16 protein-coding genes are annotated in these 22,470 nt (G+C 35.4%); 10 read left to right on the top strand and 6 right to left on the bottom strand.

Features of this window, described 5'->3' with window-relative positions; all coding sequences use genetic code 11:
- The first annotated feature begins 79 nt into the window (after positions 1 to 79).
- The 3 genes from BFG57_RS11850 (at position 80) to BFG57_RS11860 (ending at position 3,648) form a co-directional block, all read left to right on the top strand.
- Complete coding sequence (locus BFG57_RS11850) at positions 80 to 1,165, top strand: cyclin family protein (protein WP_069717702.1); 1,086 nt, start codon at positions 80 to 82, stop codon at positions 1,163 to 1,165.
- A 317-nt stretch (positions 1,166 to 1,482) separates the two neighbouring features.
- A complete protein-coding gene (locus tag BFG57_RS11855) occupies positions 1,483 to 2,016 on the top strand; it encodes a competence protein ComK (protein WP_069717703.1) in 534 nt (177 codons plus the stop codon).
- Between the two features lie 165 nt (positions 2,017 to 2,181).
- Entirely contained in the window at positions 2,182 to 3,648 is a 1,467-nt protein-coding gene (locus tag BFG57_RS11860) for a copper amine oxidase N-terminal domain-containing protein (RefSeq protein ID WP_069717834.1), read from the top strand.
- 57 nt (positions 3,649 to 3,705) lie between these two features.
- On the opposite strand, the gene BFG57_RS11865 is transcribed toward BFG57_RS11860, so the two are convergent.
- The 5 genes from BFG57_RS11865 to secA2 form a co-directional block, all read right to left on the bottom strand.
- Positions 3,706 to 4,026 carry a hypothetical protein gene (locus BFG57_RS11865; RefSeq protein ID WP_069717704.1) on the bottom strand — a complete coding sequence of 107 codons (321 nt, stop codon included), beginning with the start codon at positions 4,024 to 4,026 and terminating at the stop codon, positions 3,706 to 3,708.
- Between the two features lie 33 nt (positions 4,027 to 4,059).
- Positions 4,060 to 4,743, bottom strand: coding sequence for an Ig-like domain-containing domain (locus tag BFG57_RS11870; RefSeq protein ID WP_069717705.1), 684 nt, complete (start codon positions 4,741 to 4,743; stop codon positions 4,060 to 4,062).
- A complete protein-coding gene (locus BFG57_RS11875; protein WP_069717706.1) occupies positions 4,743 to 5,756 on the bottom strand; it encodes an Ig-like domain-containing protein in 1,014 nt (337 codons plus the stop codon). The genes BFG57_RS11870 and BFG57_RS11875 overlap by 1 nt, the downstream gene beginning before the upstream one ends.
- 442 nt (positions 5,757 to 6,198) lie before the next feature.
- Entirely contained in the window at positions 6,199 to 7,101 is a 903-nt protein-coding gene (locus tag BFG57_RS11880) for an accessory Sec system S-layer assembly protein (RefSeq protein WP_069717707.1), read from the bottom strand.
- A gap of 69 nt (positions 7,102 to 7,170) precedes the next feature.
- On the bottom strand, positions 7,171 to 9,549 hold the full coding sequence (gene secA2, locus BFG57_RS11885) for an accessory Sec system translocase SecA2 (RefSeq protein ID WP_069717708.1): 2,379 nt from the start codon (positions 9,547 to 9,549) through the stop codon (positions 7,171 to 7,173).
- A gap of 140 nt (positions 9,550 to 9,689) precedes the next feature.
- Here secA2 and BFG57_RS11890 point away from each other — a divergent pair, with 140 nt between their 5' ends.
- Entirely contained in the window at positions 9,690 to 11,630 is a 1,941-nt protein-coding gene (locus BFG57_RS11890) for a S41 family peptidase (RefSeq protein ID WP_069717709.1), read from the top strand.
- Between the two features lie 140 nt (positions 11,631 to 11,770).
- The gene (locus tag BFG57_RS11895; RefSeq protein WP_069717710.1) at positions 11,771 to 13,654 is read left to right on the top strand and encodes an S-layer homology domain-containing protein; all 1,884 of its coding nucleotides are present in this window, start codon (positions 11,771 to 11,773) and stop codon (positions 13,652 to 13,654) included.
- A 244-nt stretch (positions 13,655 to 13,898) separates the two neighbouring features.
- Here BFG57_RS11895 and BFG57_RS11900 read toward each other — a convergent pair whose 3' ends face one another.
- On the bottom strand, positions 13,899 to 14,375 hold the full coding sequence (locus tag BFG57_RS11900; RefSeq protein WP_069717711.1) for a YwpF family protein: 477 nt from the start codon (positions 14,373 to 14,375) through the stop codon (positions 13,899 to 13,901).
- 537 nt (positions 14,376 to 14,912) lie between these two features.
- On the opposite strand from BFG57_RS11900, the gene BFG57_RS11905 reads away from it, so the two are divergent.
- From BFG57_RS11905 to BFG57_RS11925, 5 genes are all read left to right on the top strand, one after another.
- Positions 14,913 to 15,098, top strand: coding sequence for a hypothetical protein (locus tag BFG57_RS11905; RefSeq protein WP_069717712.1), 186 nt, complete (start codon positions 14,913 to 14,915; stop codon positions 15,096 to 15,098).
- Between the two features lie 376 nt (positions 15,099 to 15,474).
- Positions 15,475 to 16,359 (top strand): TetR/AcrR family transcriptional regulator, encoded by an 885-nt coding sequence (locus BFG57_RS11910; protein ID WP_069717713.1) that lies wholly within the window; start codon positions 15,475 to 15,477, stop codon positions 16,357 to 16,359.
- A 146-nt stretch (positions 16,360 to 16,505) separates the two neighbouring features.
- On the top strand, positions 16,506 to 17,951 hold the full coding sequence (locus BFG57_RS11915) for an efflux RND transporter periplasmic adaptor subunit (protein ID WP_069717714.1): 1,446 nt from the start codon (positions 16,506 to 16,508) through the stop codon (positions 17,949 to 17,951).
- Positions 17,952 to 17,953: 2 nt separating this feature from the next.
- Positions 17,954 to 21,061 (top strand): efflux RND transporter permease subunit, encoded by a 3,108-nt coding sequence (locus BFG57_RS11920; protein WP_069717715.1) that lies wholly within the window; start codon positions 17,954 to 17,956, stop codon positions 21,059 to 21,061.
- Between the two features lie 142 nt (positions 21,062 to 21,203).
- Complete coding sequence (locus BFG57_RS11925) at positions 21,204 to 22,469, top strand: TolC family protein (protein WP_069717716.1); 1,266 nt, start codon at positions 21,204 to 21,206, stop codon at positions 22,467 to 22,469.
- The last annotated feature ends 1 nt before the right edge of the window (position 22,470 follow it).

The raw sequence follows: 22,470 nt of genomic DNA on the forward strand, positions 1-22,470 counted from the left end.
TATAATATTTTTTGAAAAAGGGAGCTGCTACTTAATGTAGCTCCCTTACTTATTGTTAGCACGAAAGGATGTAGTAAAATTGAGTAAAATAAATCGAAATGATCCATGTCTATGTGGCAGTGGAAAGAAATATAAAAAATGCTGTATGAACGGGAATACTGTTTCAATTGAGAAACTTGTTGAAGCTGATGTTTCAATAGCACAAACAGAGTTAATCGATTATGCAATCAAATATTATGATCAACCAATGCGAGACAAAGTGAATGAATTAATGACAGACCTTGATGTACCAAGCTCTGCTAAAGATATGTTTACGTTTCAAGCAATGCTTTGGACGATTTTGCATGAGCCTACAGAGTTTGGTCAAACAGTATTACAAGAATATAGTGAGAAAAATGCATCGAAGTGGAAACGTGAACGTGTACGTCATATCATCGAAAGTTGGACAGTCAGTGAACCTGTTGTAGGTGAAGTGAATAATGTAGCAGATAATGTCATTGCTTTGACAGATTGTTTTACAGGTGAGCAACGTTCTATAAGAGTAGTTGCCGAAGATCGTTTACCGCAGCAAGGTAATATGTTAATTGGTTTTATGCTGTCATTTGAGGATAGTCATGTGTTCTTCAAAGATATTATTAACATTACTTCAGCAGATAGCAACTTAGTATTGCAACACCTTTTCCATATGTATAAGGATAGTGGGCAACAAAGCTCTGTAGAATGGTTACGTCAATCTTATCTACAAACGATTTGGGAGTCTTTATATCGTCAGCTAGACGTTCGTCCCGATCAGAAAATCGAATGGAAGAATGAAAAGGAAGAGTCTGTTGCTAGTTTGTTAAAAGAAATGATGAATAAGGAAGAATTACCGGGCGATATTATCGAATTTGCAATTGAGTTATGGGCTAAATATTGTGAATATAAGGAGCCAAAGATTCGTAATGAGCGTATCTATGCTGCATCACTTCATTATTTAGTAACTCAAGTAACGAAAGTCCACACGAAAACTCAACAAGAGTTCGCTGTACTGTATGATTTAACGAGCAGTAGTATCTCTACTAGATATCGTGAAATGGAAAAAGCATTGGAAGAAGAGATTGAACAATTTCATGTGGCAGTGCGTGAGGTTGAAAAAAATTTACAAGAAGAAGTAACAACAAGTTGATTCGATAGATATATAAGCGTGAGAGTATCTTGTTATAGCGAAGATGCTACGGGCTCTCACGTTTTCTATAATTTGAACAATATAGAATAGAGAGTAATAATTTTAAAAATATTCTAAAAATTTAATACAATTTTGTTGGATACTTGTGTATAATGACAATTGAAGGGGTTTTTGAACAATTTAAGTAATCCCTCTTTGTAAACTTTAACATCATCAGATTTGTCCAATAGATAGTAATGGTAGTGGAGGTGAAAAATTATTTTTTAGTTTGCAATACATTGTGAAATATTGAGCAAATTATTTGGGAGGGAGTATATTTGAAAAGTGTAAAAAAGAAGTATATGATCCATCCGGATGTTGAAGCGATCGTACCTTATTACAATGATGAAGGTTGTCTTTGTTCAGAGGTCAGGGAAGTAAGCTCAGTTAAATATGTTTATGAGTCGCCTAAGAAATTATTGATAAGGGTTTGTGCTTTCTATGGAGGGGATTATAATGGAAATAGACAAGCAGCCAAACTTATCTTAAAGGCGAAACAGATGCTTCCATTGTCTATTTCACTCATTCATAATATGATGTTCATCCCAATGCAATCACCGAAAAGCCCAAACTGTATATGGGTCAATTTAGCTCACATTTTCTTTGTTAAGAAAGGTATAAACAAAGATTCAATTATATTATTTAAAAGCGGTCATGAGTTAGAAGTTAATTTGCTTGCTGATAGTGTGGAAAAAAAAAGAGACCGTGCTGCCTATTTACAAAATGAATTATTTGTAAGGCACGTTCAAACATTAAAGGATGGAAATTACCCATCGTTTGCAGCACTTCTATTATGTATTTTACAAGACTAATATAAAATGGATTGCCTTTCCGATTAGTTGGCAATCCATTTTTAATAAATTTTTTTCAATAAATAACTATTAAATTCAAAATTTATGAAACTATTCTTAGACTTTTTCGTTATACTTAGTAGGTACTCGCATAGTTAATAAAATAGAAAGGTGGCAGATAAAGTGATGAAGAAGTTATTGGTGATTTTTTCCGCAATTATGTTATTGCTCGTTGGTTGTTCCTCGACAAACCCTTCATTGAAAGATGTATACATTAATTCAATGAAGTATGAGTCAGCGGAATCAAAGACAACATTATCAATTGATGCAGAAGTCAAAGGTGATTATTTAGGTGAAGAAGGTCAGCAGATTCTAGATATGCTGAAGGCTGGCGTGTTAATTGAACAGAAGGCAGCAAGTGTTGACGAGGCGTACATGAAATTAACGCTTCTAAACGATGAACCGTTACGTAAAATGGGTTACTGGACAGTAGAAGAACAAGTAGCACTTGAGGTAATCGTTGAAGGCGAAAAGATATTCATGAAAACTTCAGCAGATCCTTATTATTATGAAATTGATCCAAATTCAGGTTATGCCGATAACACGATGGGTATGGCTGATCAGAAGAAGCTTCGTGAGTTTATGATGGGTGCTTTCGAAGATTATATGAAGCAATTTGATTATGAGATTAAGAATCTAAATGATAAGGGCTGGCAAACAGTTGAAACACCTGAAGGAACTGAAAGAGTTAGGTTAGTTGAAGTTAAGTTTGATATCGAGAACATTCTCGATTTTGTCTCATATACACTTGGGAACTTAGCTGAATATGAAGGACTAGACGAGCTTGTAAAAGAGTTCTTGGCGTTTGTGCCAGAAGAAGCAGGTATGCCAACTGATCAAGAGTTAGCAGATGGAATTCAAGAGTTCCGTAATATGCTGAATCAAGCAAAAGCATTTGTAGATGGAACGACGGAGGAAAGTATTGAACAAATGTCTGGAATGGATATTGATTTAAATATCGTGACAGAAGCAGGGCTTTCTAAGCAAAAGAAATACATGGTAAGTGAAAAGTCAGATATTTCGTTAGCAGTTCATGATAAAGAAACTGGTGAGGGATTAGATGCTGTAATCAAAACGGATTCTATAGTTTGGAATGTTGGTGGCGAAGTTGAACTACCGAAAGTCGAAAAATCCGTGAATGTTGAAGAGCTTTCAAATGATCTTCAAAAAATTAAACAGCTACCAGATTCAACACCTGTTAAAAAAATGTTATTAAATGAGTTTAGAGCTGAATTCTTTATTGATGCTCCATATGCATTCTTTGGATCAGAGTGGGTAGATTTTAACGAAGCTCCTTATGTCAATAATGGTTCAACGATGGTTCCAGTAGCAGCTATCTCTAACTGGTTAGGTGGAGATGTGGATTGGAATAAAGAAGCTCAAACGTTAAAAGTAATGGTCGATAATCAAACATTTGAATTTACACTAAACAGTAATAAAGTAAAAGTGAACGGCAAAGAAAAAATGATGAGTGCACCATTTGAAGTTAAGAATGGTACTAGCTTTGTGCCAGTAGCATTTATTGCGAAAGAGCTAGGAGCAAAAATTAACTTCGATGCTGAACTAAAGTTGGTAGAAATTTATTTTGAATAAGATTAAAGACAAGACCACTCTACTAATTAAGAGTGGTCTTGTCTTTATTATTTTCTCTTATTTAATGTTAATGATTTGGAATGGAGGATCTGTTTCGAATGGTGTAGGTCCTTCTATATTAGATATTGATTCAGATGGTTCAGTAATTTCATCAACGATGTTTGAAGAATCATTTTCTCCCATTTCCTCATTAATTAGTTCTGTTTCTATTTCTATTTCTATACTTTCCATTTGTTTAGGTACTGATGTTGTTTCTAGATTCTCAGGTTGTTCATCAATAGAATTGTGGTCTTGATTATTTAGTAGATATGGCCAGAGAAAGATATTAATTAGAATTAAAGTCATGATGCCAGTACTAATTAGGGATTTCTTCCACATGATATCCCCTCCATTCGTTACGAAAATTAGGTTTTATTCAATTGTGTGTCGTTCACGTTGAATAAGCTTTCCATTATTATCGAATCCTTGAATATTCAAATACTGCCCAGATTCTAGACCTGATAACCCAAGTTGGTATTCATTATTACCTAAATAATGCATGTCGTTACCTTCAATCTTAACGGAGGATATGTAATCATTGGCTGTGACCTTGACTTGGCTAATATAAGCTCCTAGCTCTACTTCTACCTTAAATACGTTCTCGCTCAACGGTTCATCTTTCACTTGTGTTTCAGGCGTAGGTAAAATAGTAGGTTCTTCTTCATTTATAGGTTCAACGTATTTGAATGGCATAATAACGGTTTTAGTTAGTGTAACGTTATCTACCGATTTCACCTTGTTCGTAATCGTTAACTGATATGTCTCTCCAGCTTGATAAGCTGCAAGAGGAGTAACTGTAAATGATTTTTGATCTTTTGATAGTTGGACTGTACTTTTAACTTGTATACTTTTAGAGTTTGTGATAAAAACAGTACTTCTAGAAACACTAGAACGTTTGACCTTATCATTAAAAGAGACTGTCCAAGCTTTTTTTGCATCCTCTGTTACATTGTGCTCCCATTCTAAATAATCTGCTGCGTGAAGAGGAGAGATAAAAGATAGACAAGCGATTAAAAAAAACGTTAATAAGAAAATATTGGATTTAAATCGCATCATCAATCATCCACTTGAACTTTCAGCTTTTTCATATCATTCTCAGTTAAGAGGTCGTTGAATTTTTTATCATCATCAAGTAATTCGTATAGTGTGAAAGACTCTCCAGCAGTTTTATATTTATAGGTTTCTTTAATTTCTTGGAATAGCTTATCATTTGCTGCAACTTTTATCGTTTGTTTATCAACTTCTTCGTTTTTGCTATTATATGAAATAACGATTACATCATAGGCGGGTGGAAGGTTACCGAATCCCAATGTATATAAATCTTTGCCTTTCTTTCTCTTATCATCATTATCGGTAACTTTAATCGCATTACCAGAGTGCATTGTATGCCCTTGATATTTGATTTTGACGTAGACACGTTTAACTTTATAAGTATCCTCCGTTACGATGTCAATGTTTGTTAAGGAGTCTGTTATTTGTTGTAAAGTATCATCTTCAACTTTTCCTCTTTTTTTGTGAAGAACAGAAATCTCTTCAATATATCGGTCAGGTGCAATTACTCTAAGCTCACGTGGTGTATAAGTTTCTAATATACTCGATAGTTTTGCATCGTTCACAACCATTAAATCGTAAAAGTCTATATAGTTTGTTTCAAAGTCTATATTTCGGCTGTTTCGGTAATATCCATTTTTTAGTTCAACTGCATTGTTATCAATTTCAAGAACGTATTTTTTGTTGAACTCTAATTTGTCTTCTGGAACGATAATTAATTTTTCACCAGACTTTCGAATTTCTTTTAGTTCTATTTCTTCATATTTATTATTACTTTTTTTTAATTTCAGTTCGATTCTGTTTTCGTGAACGTTTAAAACTTTATCGTTAAAGGTAATAGTAGGTTCGATATCTACTGGAACTTGTTTTGATCCATCTCTAGGTGAAGAATCTTTTATTCGTGCATTGTTTGCTGCAATAACTTTAGTTGACTGAGAGAAGGAGAAAAATATAGAAAAGAACATCATTGAACAAATGAATAATATGGATATTTTAGAAAAAATATTAGAAAAATTCATCTCTTTTTACTCACGCCTTTCGTAATGTATATCATGAATAGAATGGTTAAACTAAAAGGAAAGTATTGTTAATGATAAGTGTACTATGAATGATAGGTTCCTTCCAACTATTCTATTATAGATAATTGATATGATTTATTTGGGTAGATTATTAGGTTCAATAGGTTATATAATGCTTAGACAAAAAATAAATGAGTAAAAATTACTTACTCATTACTACTATTATCGGCATTTTTCTACAATTATTAAGAGAAAGGTTTGTGGAATAATGGGGAAATAGAGATGGTACCAATCAGGTAAATTTATAATATAGATTCAATGGTTTTTGAAAGATATGTTTGATGGTTTATTGAGAAAGCACATAATCATAATAGAGGATGAAATAAAAATGAACGTAGCACTTTTATTTCATCCTCTTCATAAGTTTTAGGTTGATTGTTGTTTATTTAGGTTGTGACGGTAAGTACGCTTTCCATTTGCTTAAGTCAATGGCTTCTTTTAACAGTAGTGACGAAGGGAAGATGAAAGTCCACGGCTTACTCGTATTTGCTTTTACTTCAAATTCACCTAGAGTGAAGCCTCCTTTGGCTACAATTTCACCTGTGGCGTCCTCAATTACAAGTGGTAGTTGCTTTAGTGTTAAGGTCTTAGGGCTACCATTTCGAATAAGCATCGTGATATGAAGGTTACCATTTTGCTTTTGATTTGCTTGAATCCCAAGAAAGTTAACTTCACCAGGTTTTGGTGGAGTCATCTTATTTACCATTTGCTCAAGTTTTTGTTTATCAGCATCTGCTAAACTTTTTTGCCAGCTTTCTGCAAGGTCTAATGAATGTTTACGAGAAGAAGGTGACAAATCAAATGCAAGCTTCCAACCTTCTTTTGGAATATCATTTGTGAAAAGGTCTTCTTTTGAAAAGGTGAAATGCCAAGGACGACTACTCTGTGCAGGTATTTCACCAATTTCAGATAAATTAAACATTTTTCTCCCTAACTTTTCGTTATCAGCACTGATTAATAAGAGTGTTGCTTCTTTTAAACGAACCTCTTTTGATAGAGAACTACGAATAAATGCAGTTATACGATAACTATCATTTTCTTCAGTTAATTCAATACCTGAGAGTGACAGTTGATTTGGCTTTAAAGGGTGACATTCGTTATTAAGGAAACGATAAACGTACTTTTCTTCCTCTTTTAGCTGCCAGCTAGGATGGATAGATAGATGTGTTGTGATTTCTTCGTCTTGCGTATTGTCATCTTTCTCATTTAATAATGTTTCTGTGGAAATCGTACTATCGTTTCCTTGTTTTTTTATTTTATTTTTCTTTTTAAAAAACGATAACATGAAATTTTACCCTCCTATTATGAATGTATGTACTAAACAGCAGAATGAATTTCTGCTGTTTAGTTATAATCATTTATTTTCTTCTTCACTTTGTTGTTGTTCTAAGATTGGCCTAGCAAGACGAGCAAGCTGGAATGATGCATCGCGCTCTAATTCGCTGAACGTCTTTGAGAATAACTCTAGACCCTCTTTTTGATAAAGGCGCATTGGATCTTCTTGTTGATAGTGACGAAGTCCAATTCCTTCTTTTAGACGAGTCATGCTTTCAAGATGTTTTGTATAATAATGATCGATCACCATTAGTGTTAATCGTTTTATTGTAAATTGAACTTTTTTGTTTTCCTTTAATAGCTCGATGTTCGCTTTATAAGCTAAAGTTTTTTCCTCTACCTCTTCTTTAACCTCAGAAATATCTAAAATGTTATGATTGAATACAACCTTTGGCTCAACGATAATATAGTTTAGCTTTGCCTCTAATTCTTTTAATGGCCATTCTTCTGGAACAAGCTCCTCAGGACAATGTTCATTAACAGTATACGTTGCATATGAATCAATCATAGGTAAAATAATTGATACGATGTCTTCATTTTCAAGCACTTTATCTCGTAGCGAATAAATGACACCGCGTTGCTCATTAATGACATTATCCAATTTTAAGTTATATTCACGTACAGCATAGTTACTACCTTCACATATTCTCTGTACTCGATCAACAAGTTCATGGATTTTTTTATCAGTGATTTGCCCATTTTCATCAGCTTTTATTTTTTGAGCGGTTCTTTCAACTTCTTCTTTCGCAAAACGGCGGAACATATCATCTTCTAGTGAAATAATAAATTGTGTCGAACCAGTATCACCTTGACGACCAGAACGGCCTTTTAATTGGTTGTCGATTCGGCGACTTTCATGTCGTTCTGTACCAATTACATGAAGACCTCCAAGTTCTGCAACACCTTCACCGAGCATAATATCGGTACCTCGCCCAGCCATATTTGTTGCAATTGTTATTTGCCCCTTTTGACCTGCAAGTGAAATTAGTTTAACTTCTTGTTCAATACTCTTAGCATTTAGGAGATGGTAAGGGAGTTTTGCTTTATCAAAGTATTCTGCGACTTGTTCAGATTGAAGAATAGATGTTGTACCGACAAGAACAGGTTGTCCCTTCGCATGACATTGCTTAACTTCTTCCATGACCGCATTATATTTCTGATCTTTCGTCAAATAGACACGGTCTGTGCGGTCATCACGAATGATTGGTTTGTTTGTCGGAATTTGGATAACATCCATCCCATATAATTGTTGGAATTCAGATTCTTCCGTTTTCGCAGTGCCAGTCATACCTGAAATAATTGGATACATACGATAATAGTTTTGAATTGTAATGGAAGCTTGTGTCTTGTTTTCTTCGGTAATTTCAAGACCTTCCTTTGCTTCGATTGCTTGATGTAGGCCATCACTTAATGTACGGCCTTCCATTGGACGTCCTGTGAACATATCAATTAAGAGAACCTTACCATCTTGAACGATATAATCAACATCTCGTTCAAACATGACACGTGCTCTTAACGCTTGAATCATATAATGATACAGTGTTTGATGTTCAATTTCATATAGGTTATCGACACCAAATGCATTTTCTACTTTCTCAATTCCTTGGTCTGTTAAGTTTGTTGCTCTCGTCTCTATATCGAAGGTGAAATCTTCACCATCTTTGAAACGTTTAGCTACTTGTGCACCTATAAAATGCAATTCAGCACTAACTTCTGTTTTCCCTGCAATTATTAAAGGTGTTTTTGCCTCATCAATAAGTACGCTATCGACTTCATCAGTGATGACAAAATGATATGGACGTTGCACCTTCTGACGAGGATCTGCGACCATATTATCACGTAAATAGTCAAAACCAAATTCATTACCAACACCATATGTGATATCTGCTTTGTATGCTGCAACTTTATCTGCTGGTTCCATCATTGGAATATTTAATCCGACAGTTAAGCCAAGAAATTCATGAATTTGACCGATCATATCTCGATCCCGTCGAGCTAAATATTCATTAACAGTAATAACGTGCACACCTTTACCTTCAAGAGCACGTAAATAACTTGGTAGAGAAGCTACAAGTGTCTTTCCTTCACCAGTAGGCATCTCAGCTATATTGCCATCGGTTAAGACTAATCCACCTATTAGTTGTACATCATAGTGGCGCATACCAAGAATACGTTTCGATGCTTCACGTACGATAGCAAAGCTTTCGACTTTTATATCATCAATCGTTTTTCCATTTGATAGAGCTTCTTTGAACTCTGTTGTTTTTAATTTAAGGTCTTCATCTGAGAGCTGTTCATACTCTGCTTCAAGGCTGTTGATTTGTTCAACGATTTTGTAATGTTTTTTTAATTTACGTTGTTGTTCGTCGCCAAGTAGCCTTTTTAACGTATTTAGCATCTTTTTCGCTCCTTACTAAAATTCTAAATATAGTATATCATGTAAATAAAATAAGAACAGCGAACGTATTGGTTGCAATAAATTGACATGAAAAAGTAACAATATTCGAGCTACATAATATGAATGGAGGTAGAAATGTCATGAATATGTCGTTTCGATTAAAAGTCGGGTTGCAGACAATTATCTTCTTTTTATTGATGATAGGAACGGCAACTGCAGCAGATATAGAAGAGGTTCGAAATCTAATAGAAGAAAATTATATCGATGAAGTACCAGGTGAAGTGCTTCAACAAGATTCAATCGATAAGATCTTAGATGACTTAGACCCGTATTCTGACTATTTTACCCAATCAGAGTACGAAGAATTCGAACAATCAATTAATAGAAACTATACAGGAATTGGTATTGTTGTAAATGCAGTGTCAGATGGTGTAGAAATCGTTTCTATTTTTAAAGATAGTCCAGCTAAATCAGCTGGCCTTATGGTAGGGGATATTATAATAGAAGCCGATGGAACGTCACTACAAGGAAAGTCAGTAGACAAAGCAACGCTATTTTTTAAAGGTGAGCCAGGTACTCAAGTGAATGTAAAAGTAAAACGCCCGACAGCAAATACTGAATTAGACGTATCGGTGAAAAGGCAAGATATTAATATGCCTGTCGTTGAAGCTCATAAGTTAGCAGGCAATATCGGATACATATCACTTTATAGCTTTAGTGAGAGTGCGGCTGAGAAGATGAAAGAAGCAATCCTATCTTTAAAAGATGTAGATGGTTGGATTATTGATATACGTGGTAATGGTGGCGGTTATTTAAAGACAGCTCAAAAAATTGCTGGTTTTTTCCCTGAAGTTGAAAATGCACTGATAGTCGAGAATCGTGACAAATCTCAACAAATTTATCCTGTGGAAGAACAAGCTGTTCAATTTTCAAAACCGATTGCCATGTTAATAAATGGTTCCAGTGCAAGTGCATCAGAAATTGTTGCAGGTGCAGTTCAAGATTATGAAAGTGCAACACTATACGGACAAACAACATTTGGAAAAGGGCTAGCACAAACGTTGTTTGATGTTGAAAGTGGTGGGATGTTAAAGCTATCAGTTGCCGAATTCTTCACACCAAAAGGGGATGTTATTAATGAAAAGGGTATTCAACCGGACATTAAAACTTCTGTTGGAGAAGAATTGGTAACAGCACATCAAGATCTACTATTAGCAAGCTTGGATGAAGAATTAGATATTGATGCTGGTGTACGTTCTCGTTATCCAGTCTTCACTGTACAAACAAAGTCATCGTATGACGCTGAGAACTTAAAGGAGAAAGTGAGCTTAGTAGAATTAGGCGGAGAAAAAGTACCTGTGTATGTTCATCCTAACTCTTATACATCATTTAAAATTACTCCTCAACAAGCATTGAAGAGTGAAACGGATTATCTACTCCTGATAGATTCAGATAATGGAATGCAATCTATCTCATTTGTGACAAAAAAGGAACTTGGTTCACGTGATCTAACTTATATACCATTCAAAGATTTGGAGCTCTCTAACTATTTTACTGGCCCAGTTATGGTGTTAGAGCAAGAAAAAATCGTGACAGGCATAAGTGAAGATTATTTTGCACCATATTATTACTTAACACGACAGGATGCTGCTGTGATGTTTGCACGAGCTTTGGATCTTGATACTGAGAATGTCAGTGATTCTGGGTTCAAGGATGTGGAGGGAGATCAATATTATTCTGGGGCAGTTGCTGCGATGAAACATTCAGGAATTATAAAAGGACGTTCGGATGAGATTTTCGGTACGAACGAAATTTTAACGCGAGAAGAGATGGCGGCAATGATTGCACGAGCATTTGACTTTGAAGAAAGTGAAGCTTCATCACCATTCCTTGACGTTACGGAATCTGAATTTAAGACAGATATTGTGACAATCTATGAGTTAGGGATTACGACAGGAAGCACACCAACAACATTTTCTCCAAATAAAGTTGTTACGAGAGGTCAGTTTTCTACATTTTTATATCGTGCATTGCTTATAAAAAATGGTACAGGTACGTTAGAAATTACTAGTGTAAAGTAAGATTCATTGATTAATAGTTAATAGTTCATTTTGTTCAAATTAACATAGGGTACTAAAGCTTAAGGGAGAGCAGTAATAATAAAAACACATTATTACTCGTAGCTTTTCCCTCAGCAAAAAAATTAAAGAGGAGTAGCAACGTGAAAAAGTATTCATTCGTTTTTATATTAGTAATAGCCTTATACTTCAATATGACTCAACTGAGTGTCGTACGTGCAGAGAATATGTTTGAAGAGAAAATGAGTGAGCTTAGTAAGTTGGGAATACTGGAGAACGGACATCTTCCATATGATGAACAGATTACTCGCGCTGAAATGGCTTCATTAATTACTCGTTCATTGCTTCTTCCTGAAGGTGACAAGACGTTTTCTGACGTTCCTCGTTCACATTTGTTTTATGTAGATGTAAATAAAGCAGCTTCAAGTGGTTTAATAAACGGAATTGGAAGCGATAAGTTTGCACCAGATCGAAAACTTACTAGAGAAGAAATGGCAGCTTTAATTGATCGTGCACTTCGCTTCAAAGGTGGTTCTCCGACATTAGGGAAGTTGTCGTTTACTGATAATGAACAGATCTATTTTTCTACATCTGTACAACACCTGGTTCATGTAAATATCATAAACGGTTTTCCAGACAATACGTTTCGTCCAAAGGAAAATGTCACACGGGGACAAGCATCAGTGACTATTTCTCGTATGTTAACAACGTTAAAGGAAATTGAACAAGATAAGCAGCAACGAGAACAGGAGGAAACTGATAAAGATTCTGAAGAAGTTATTGATAAAGAAGAAAGTGAAGTTGATAAATCAAGTTACTATCTTGCAGAAATAGAGAAAGATGGGGATCTTGATAAGCTGACAGCATTTGATACGTACCAACAGGCGAAAGATGCATTAAATGACTATAATAATGCAGTAATCTTACATAACGATAAAATTGTATGGATGGAAGATGGTATTGCGATCACTGATCGATATACGAAAATTTATGAAGAGGACCTCTATCAGTTTAATAATTTTATTGCTGCTGGAACAGAAGTCCAGTATATAGGTGCAGATGAAGAAAAGGTTAAAGTGCAGTTTCTTAAAAATGTTGGTTATATTAAGCTTGAAAGTTTAACATTGATACCTGATAAATTGGTAGAAGAGCGTACACATTATAAAGTACAAGATGAACAGTTCATACATGTCTTGTATCGAAATGGAAGTTATGAGAGTTATGTGTATGGGATGGCACCACCTTTTATCGATGATGGAGAGAAAGTACATAGTGAAGATGGTGTTCATTTTGATGAAGGTGAGTATTATCAATACTTCAATTACTTGCCACTCCGTACAAAAACAAGCTATGATGCGGAGGACTTAGATCGATATATTGAAGCGATGCAGCCCGATTCTCCGTTAATTGGGCTTGGAAAGGCATTCAAACAGGCTGAAGAAGAATATCGTGTTAATGCGTTATATTTGCTTGCACATGCTATTCATGAAAGTGCATGGGGATTTAGTGAAATTGCGAAAGAAAAGAATAACTTGTATGGTATCAATGCGATAGATAGTAACCCATTGCAAAATGCTGCACAATTCGATAATTTCCAAGATGGAATTCTTTATGCTGGAATGTACATAAGTGACCGATATTTAACTCCTGGAGCAATCTACCGTGGTGGTTTGCTAGGTAACAAAAGTATTGGAATGAATGTAATGTATGCATCTGATCCGTATTGGGGTCAAAAAATTTCAGGTCATATGTATCGAGCTGATCAATACTTAGGAGAAAAAGACTTCGAACAGTATGAACTTGCAGAAGTGATTGTAGATAAGTTAAATGTGCGAGAAATGCCAGATAAAAAAGCTGATGTTATCTACCAGATTGCAACTAAAGGAGCTACTGTTGTAGTCTTAGATGAAGAAGAAAGTGAAGATGGTGTTTGGTATAAAATAATATCAGATAGTGACAAGGCTGAAGAGGCTTATATTTACGCAGATGGTGAGCTAGGTACATTTGTTGAAAAAATTGAATACTAACACAACAAACGCGCCTAAAAAAGGCGCGTTTGTTGCAAAATAAGAACAAATAATATTGAAATTCTAGCAGTGCAATCGTATATCTGTAGAGGTAGTAATGAGAAAACGTTTCAAGAAGTTCGGGGAAAATGCGTTATTGTAATTCTACTTCATCTCGTTTCTCCGTTGCTTACATATGTAAATGAATAGATTTTGTACTTGATCCTAAGTTCCATTGTTCGGGTAGGTCTTTTTTGAAAACATACTATAAAGGAGACTTTGCTTTTTTAAGTTCCTTGTCAACTATACCTAAGAAAGAAGGCCCTCGTTCTGCCTTTGCTTGCTTAAATTCTTGTATCAATGCTTTTCCAGTTAAGCCTTCCTTAATTAATTCTTCTAGAAGGAGATCTGATAGGTCATCTTTTTTCATAATTATCTTTGCGTCTAATAAAATTTCCGTATGTTCATCAAGGATCTTTATTTTACGGATGTTTGCAGAGAAAGGAACGGGTGTATTTTGTTCTCGTGAAATTGTTGCTTCAATTATGAAGGGTTCTTCTTGCTGCTCTAATTCTTTCAATAATTCAATCGGTTCGTTCGGAATAATAGCCTCAATTAACCAGTTTCCCAACTCATTTTCTTTATTAATAATTAGACCATCGGTTAATTTAACATGATGACGTTTAAGTGAGTTATCTTCTTGAGAGATAATAGAGAGTTCCTTTAGTCTAAAGGTTTTCATATAAGTGTCCTCCTTTTTCAAACAAGTAGTCATAATGTAAGTTATATGCGTTGATTTGAGAATCAGTAAGTTTCCTTTATTATATCAAATAGAGTGTAGTAATATCTCCAGAAATTCCATTCAATCGTAATTGTTATGAATTAGACAGAGTGAAAAAATTAAATATGGAATATCATTCAATTGGACGAAAGCCCGTATTTATGGATGACTCTACTTATAATGAGCGTACAAAAAGTAAACATCAGAGCAAGGATGATTAGACACGAATATTAAAATACATGCTTGTAGAACGTTAGGGTGGAAGCGGGAAAATGACTCGAAAATCCGAATCCAATCTCTTCTGCTGATAAAAAATTGAAAAGGACCTAATTTGTTAAATTGGTTCGAAATATAAGTGAATAACCATCGATTTTTCATCAAATTGCCGCATTTTCGTACAAAATAATGTTCAGAATAACTAAATCTGCATTTTGCGACTTTATCATCTTATCGTTATCTTAGTTATTAAGAACAGTAAGATTGGAGGTGGCAAAAAGGTTGTGCACTAACAGTGGAGGAGGTGCCATAAAAGGACAAAAGAAATTTAATGTTACTGAACGTCCAGTCAGCAATCGATTGTTTCAATTACAAATAGACATGTTATCTATACAATTGATGCATGTCATAAATCGACAACGTGAACTAGAGCAACAACTTAAAAAGAGTAAGACATCACCTTCCTAACCTTTCCTTCATCATATTCCATGAGAAAGTTTCAGCGAAATTCCTCTGCAGGGGCAGGATCTATTCCTCTCAAACCTCCCCTCCTGAACGTAATGGAATCGTGATTTAGGAACCCCATTCATCCTTTTAATAAAGTGAACTGACCATTAGTCTTATTCGCCCCATCTAATGGTTAGTTCAACAGAATAGATAAGGATCTGTTGTTTCTTAAAATCTAAAATAGTCTCCTAATAAGGGGGCTTTTTTGTGTTTTTTTGTCACAACTTAAGAGTTGCATTTTATATATAGATCACTTATAGTTAGGACGTACTGACTGACTGGTCATTATATTGTGTTGTCCTAATATTTTTACTACTTAAGAAAGGAGGGGACTGTCATGCACGAAAAAAAGAAACGGATTATTGAAGTAGGATTAAAGTTATTTGCTAAGAAAGGTTTTCATGCTACTTCAATTCAGGAAATTGCAGAACAGAGTGAAGTGTCAAAAGGTGCATTTTATCTTCATTTCAAATCGAAAGGTGATTTGATTTTATCAATTTATGAATATTTTTATGAGAAGATTAGCTCAAATATTGAAAAGGTTGATTTAGAAGAAGGACTGCTTCCAAGGGAAAGAGTAGAGAAACAACTTCAAGATTATTGTAAGGAATTTCAACAGCATAAAGATTTTTTCGTTATGCTTATGAGAGAAAATATATCTTTGAATGATGATATTGATTCGATTGCATCTACAATAAGAAGTGGTCAATTAACATGGTTACAACGTTCGATACATAGCTTGTATGGAGAACAAGTTCAACCATTTGTAAATGATGCGGTTCTTATTTTTTATGGCATGATTCATGCTTATCTTCAAAAGCTTATTTTTGAACAAATAACATATAACCTTGGGGAGTTTAGTAGCTTTCTATTACGTAGATTAGATGATTTAGTTGAAGGGTTAATGAACGATCATTCAGCGCCCCTTCTAACGATAAAGGAAACAGATAACAGTATAGAGCTAAGCCTTTTTCCCCATTCTAAAAGAGAGGAAGCGAAAGCTGTTTTAAGGCGAATTGAGAATAAGCTAAATGAAATTGAATTAATTGAATCAAAAAAGGATGAAGTGTTACAGAGCATTAACGTGATGCAAGATGAACTAGAGAAAGAGGAACCGCAAAAAGTCGTTTTTCAAGGTATGCTCGTACATTTAAAATCCGTTAATCAATTAGAGAGTTATCGTAATGAAATAAGTAATTTATTTCATTTGCAACTTTTATAATTTTCATTCGTAGTAAGTAAAGTGAAATGATGAATAGTAAGGGGTTTCATAAGTTAGTACTGATAGTAAGTTCAATCAAGTAATTACAGATATGTGGTAAAAGTAAGATTTAAATATCAGCAGTGGAAAGAAGGGAGTAGTAGAGGGTGAAGAAATTATTTAGGCATTATAAAAGTAGTTTCATTCTTGCAGCATCGCTTACTTTATTATTAGCAGGATGTGGAGGGGAACAAGCTTCTACAACAGCTGAAGAACCTGTTAAAGAGACACCAGTGAAAGTAGCTTTGATTAAAAAGGGAGATCTACAAACTGAAAATGAAATTGTTGGACAAGTAAAAGCTGATTCACAAGTTGAAGTGTATTCGAAAGTAGCAGGAGAATTGCTAACTTTCAATGTGAATAAAGGAGATTGGGTTGAGAAAGGTCAAGTCATCGGTAAAGTAGATGATCAAGATCTAGTTCGACAACTTCAATTGCAACAAGTAGGTTTACAACAGGCGCAAACACAACTTGAAACAGCTCAAATTAATAAACGAAAAGCATCAAATGGATTAGAGAACGCAAAGTTAACGCTTGAACAAGCGGAATTAACTGTTGAGAAAGAAAAACCTTCAGATGAAACACAACCAGAACAAGAAGAGCCTTCAGATAAAACACAACCTGAAAAAAAAGATGAACAGCAAGAGAAATCGTATACACAATCTGAGATTGATTTAGAAACATTAAGCATTCAATTAGAGGATGCGAAGCGAAATCTAGAACGAATGAAAGAATTGTACAATGAGGGCGCTATAGCTCAGAAAGATTATGAACAAGCAGTTATAGCAGAGCAAAATGCTCGTCTAAATTATGAAAAAGGGAAGATTGGTCAAGAAAACAGCATGTCATCCTACGATCAAGCTTCAATCGCTGTTGAGAATGCGAAAGAAACTGTATCAGAGGCTGAAGTCGGTGCTAAACAAGCAAACATCGCTGTTGAACAAGCCCAAGTTCAATTATCTCAAGCAAAAGACCGAGTTAATGATGCAGTCATTCGTGCTACACAATCTGGAGAGATTGTTGCAATTGGTGCGAAAGTAGGAGATACCGTTACTTCGCAGGCGCCTGTTGTTACAATCGTTTCACTAGATCCAATTGTTATTCAAGCAACAATAAGTGCAGATCAATTACCACTGTTCAAAAAGGGTGAACAAGTTCGTATAGAGCTTCCTTCACTTAATGAGGAAGTTAATGGAAAGATTACTTATGTAGCTTCAGTTGCAAACGATGCAGGATTATATGAGGTAGAAACAGCAATTGAAAATCCTGATTCAGTTATTAAACCTGGAATGGTTGCCAAGTTCATTGTTGATGAAGTACGTGTAAAAGATACGTTGCTCGTTCCAACAGATGCAGTAATTGAAGATGGAGCAGCCAATATCGTTTATATCGTAGAGGAAGGTAAAGCAGTAGCTAAGGAAGTTGAAGTCGTAGAGGCGCAAACAGATTGGACAGCTATTCGTGGCGACTTAAACGAGAAAGAACAAATTGTTGTTAAAGGTCAAAATACCCTTTCAGACGGTAACCTTGTCAAGGTTATTAAGGAGGGTTAATTGTGAAACTAGTTAACGTTTCCGTAAAGCGTCCTGTTGGTGTCATTATGATTGTCCTATCGATCATCGCTCTAGGATTCATATCATTACGTGACTTAGCAGTAGATTTATACCCTGATGTTGATTTTCCGATTGCAGTAGTGGCAACAAGTTATCCTGGTGCTGCTCCAGAGGAAGTTGAGAAGTTATTAAGTAAACCAATTGAATCAGCTGTTTCAACAATTGAAGGAGTCGATACGATTCAATCAAGGTCACAGCCGAGCTCCTCATTGGTTGTTTTACAGTTTACATCTGGTACTGATTTAGATAATGCAATGATCGAAGTACGAGAAAAAGTTGACCAAGTTAAAGGTGCATTGCCGAGTGATGCAAACGATCCATCCGTGTTACGGTTTGATCCACAGCAAATTCCGGTTATGTACTTAGGTCTTACTGGTGATAAGTCAGAAGTGTTACAAAAGATTGCAGAAAACGATGTACAGCCATATTTGGAAAGAGCTGAGGGAGTAGCATCTGTTACAGTAGAAGGTGGTAAAACGCGTGAAATACAGGTTGAGGTGGACCAAGCCAAGCTTGCTCAATATGGTTTAACATCAGCACAAGTTGTTCAAGCATTAGGTTCAGAAAACGTTTCTTCTTCGGCAGGTGTTATTTCAAAGGGTAGTCAAGAATTACAAATTCGAATTGAAGGCGAGTTTGAGTCAGTAGATGACATTCGTAATACTCTTATCCCACTTCAAAGAGGTGGAGATATTAAAGTGCGAGATGTTGCAACAGTTTCGGATACCTTCCAAGACGTAAATACGATCTCGAAGGTGAACGGAGAAGATTCAGTTGTACTATCTGCGTTGAAACAGTCTGATGGAAATACGATTGAAGTTGCAGATGCTTTACTAAAAGCAATGGATAAGGTCAATAAAGAATTACCAGAGGGTGTTGAATTATCTGTTGTTTTTGATACATCAACGTTTATCCGAGATTCTATTAAATCTGTAACGAATAATATGTTCATCGGTGGTATGCTAGCGATTGGGGTACTTTTCCTATTTTTACGTAGTTTCCGTGCTACAGTTATTATTGGAATCTCCATTCCAATTGCGATTGTTTCAACTTTCATATTAATGTATTTCACTGGAGAAACAGTGAATATCTTGACGATGGGTGGATTAGCACTCGGTATCGGAATGATGGTCGATAGTTCGATCGTTATACTTGAGAATGTATTCAGATATCGTCAAAATGGTGCAAGTGTAAAAGAAGCAGCGATAAAAGGAGCTTCAGAGCTGGCCTCAGCTGTGGTAGCTTCAACGACAACAAGTTTAGTAGTATTTCTACCAATTGTATATGTTCAAGGTCTAGCATCGGATCTCTTTACACCTATGGCACTAACTGTATCCTTTTCACTAATTGCATCACTTGTCGTGTCGTTAACGTTAATTCCGATGTTAGCTTCGAAACTTTTGAACAAACCAATAATAGTAGAAAGTGAGCAAAAAGGTTGGTATGTTCGCTTATTTTCGAAGGTTACGAATGTATATCGCCGCATGTTAAATTGGGTGCTTGGGCATCGAAAAACAACAATTTTAGTTACAATCCTTGCGATCGTTGGAAGTTTCGTATTAGCACCACAAATCGGTACAGAATTCATACCTGCTTCAGATCAAGGTCAAGTACAAATTAATCTCGAAACGCCTTCAGGATCAAAGATTGAAACGACTGAAGCGGTAGCTAATCGAATAACGAAAGAAATGGAACCATATCGCGATATCATTGAAACGAGTTATTTGTCAATTGCAACAGATGTTAATACGGGTCTGTCAGGTAGTGCAAATACAGGTTCGTTCCAAATATTGTTAATAAGTCCTGATGAACGAGAAATGACAACGGAGCAATTCGTCAATGAAATGAAAGAGAGAACTGGGGATATTCCTGGAGCAGAAATTGTTGTTTCAGAAATGGAAGCAGGTCTTGGAACTGGTGCTCCAATATCAATTAGTATTAGTGGTCCAGAACAAGAGGTTTTAACGGAAATTAGTGAACAAATTGTATGGTTAATTTCTGATATCGAGGGTGTTGAGAATCCTGAGAGCTCTGCATCGGAAGGAAGACCAGAGATTCAAATCGATGTTAACCGTGAAGTCGCAGCTCAATTTGGTTTATCTTATCAAGAGATTATGAGTCAAGTAGAGCTTGCCTTTAATGGTAGGATTGCCACTTTCTATCGAGAAGAAGGTGACGAGTTCGATGTAAGAGTAATGTTACCAGAGGACGAACGTTCATCAATTAGTGATTTAGAACAATTAACAATTCGTTCTCAAACAGGCATCCTCGTCCCACTTGCGACTGTTGCAGAACTGAAACAAATCGAAGGTCCTGCACAAATTAGTCGTGAAAACCAAGAGCGTCAAGTTCAAGTAACATCTAGCATCAAAGGTCGTGATTTAGGTAGTGTGACAGCAGATATTAACACTGTACTTGCTACAATGAACTTCCCTGAAGGTTATGATTATAAATTTGGAGGACAATCAGAGGATATGGCTGAATCATTCCAAGATTTAGCGCTTGCGCTTATATTCTCAATTTTCCTTGTATATACAGTAATGGCGGTTCAGTTTGAGTCATTTGTATATCCATTTATTATCATGTTTGCAATGCCAACAATGCTAGTAGGGATATTGGTAGGTCTATTTATCACGGGGCAACCATTTAGTATACCAGCATTTATAGGGATAATAATGTTAGCCGGAATCGTTGTAAATAATGCCATTGTGCTCGTTGACTATATAAATATTTTACGCGAACAAGGTTACGATCGGATTGAAGCGATACTTAAAGCAGGCCCAACCCGTGTTCGCCCAATTTTAATGACGACATTAACAACAGTATTAGGAATGGTTCCACTTGCACTTGGTTTTGGAGAAGGTGGAGAGGCACAAGTTCCAATGGCAGTTGTCGTTATCTTTGGGTTAAGTACATCTACACTGTTTACACTGCTTCTCATACCAGTTATGTACACGTATGTTGATGATGTATCAAGATGGTCCAAACGATTATTCGGAAAAATTCGTAATAAGTTTAAGAGAAAGAAAAATAAAACGGTAACAGAGTAAACACTCAAAAAACTATTATTAGATGGAAGGTTAGATGCTTTCTATCTACATTTTTCATAAACATAAGGCTTATGGATAAGTGACGACAGAGGGGAGTAGCCCTTCTGTCGTATATAAATTTCATTAAAGTAGGTGCGAAGAAATGAGAAAACGAACAGCAGCCGGAATTATTGCAGCGACAATGCTTCTACCACTATCAGCAACATATTCAAACGCAGATGAAGCGAAATTATATTCAATCGATAATGCAGCAGAGAAAATGAAGAAACAAGACTATAACTCACAAATTACAGCAGGGAATGCTACAGATTTATCACAAAGAACACAGCAATATCAAGCTCAATTTGTTGATGAGTTAGAGGAATTACAAGAGAAAAATGATGATTACCAAAATATAAATACTAAACTTCAAGCTGAAATGAATGCTTATAATAATTTGTATAATTTTTGGTTATTAAATGAAAGTTTGAAAGTTAACGAGCAGAACGTTGAATTAGCTAAGGATGAATATCAAGTTGTATTGAGTAAGCGCAAGCGTGGCATTGTAAGTGATATGGAAGTTTTACAGGCTGAGATTAAAGTAAATAATGCAATAGCAGAAGTAGAAGATTCAAAAGCAAATCTACAAGAGATGCAGGTTATGTTAAATCAATCGTTAAAAAATCCTATCTTGCAAGATTTACAACTTCAATCACCAAAATTCAACTTACTTGACCCTGCAAAGTATAATGCAAAAAAGATAACTGAAGAGGTATTAAAGGATCACCCTTCATTGATTCCTTTCAATACGATGGTTTCGACATATGATGATATTTTGGATGATGCAGAAGATTTAGAAGTGCCTGGTGAGGATCAATATGAGGGACAAATTAGTCAAGCTCAAAAAGATGTACAAGAAGTTCAAGAAAAGTTAGATGCTGAAAAAGCCAAACCAATAGAACAACAAGACCCAGCTGTTATTGCTAAGCTCACTGAGGAGTTAGGAATCGCAAAAGGATTGTTAGGAGCTGCAGAAGCCCAATATAGTGAGGCGAAAAAAGGTCGCGGTATAGCAGAAGAAGATTTAATTGACTATTATATCGAAGAATTAGATGAAGCGAAGGTTAGACTTTATCAGCATCAAGATCGCTTACAACTACTAAGCTATCATTATGAAACACAATTTAACCTTTTGAAGGACAAGACTGAACTATATGAAGAGAACTTAGAGAAAGTACAATCATTGTATGAGAAAACGCAGAAAACATATGATCAAGGCTTAATCACGTTAACAGATGTTGAAGAAGTACGCTTGAATGTACAGCAATCTCGCCTTCAATTATTGAATACGAAGAAAGAATATATGGTCTTAAAAGAAGAATTCCGTTTATTTAAAGAAGGTTATATGCCAACTTCAGCAGGTCAATAAA

This window comes from Bacillus solimangrovi, assembly GCF_001742425.1.
Taxonomy (GTDB): Bacteria; Bacillota; Bacilli; order Bacillales; family Bacillaceae_N; genus Bacillus_AV; species Bacillus_AV solimangrovi.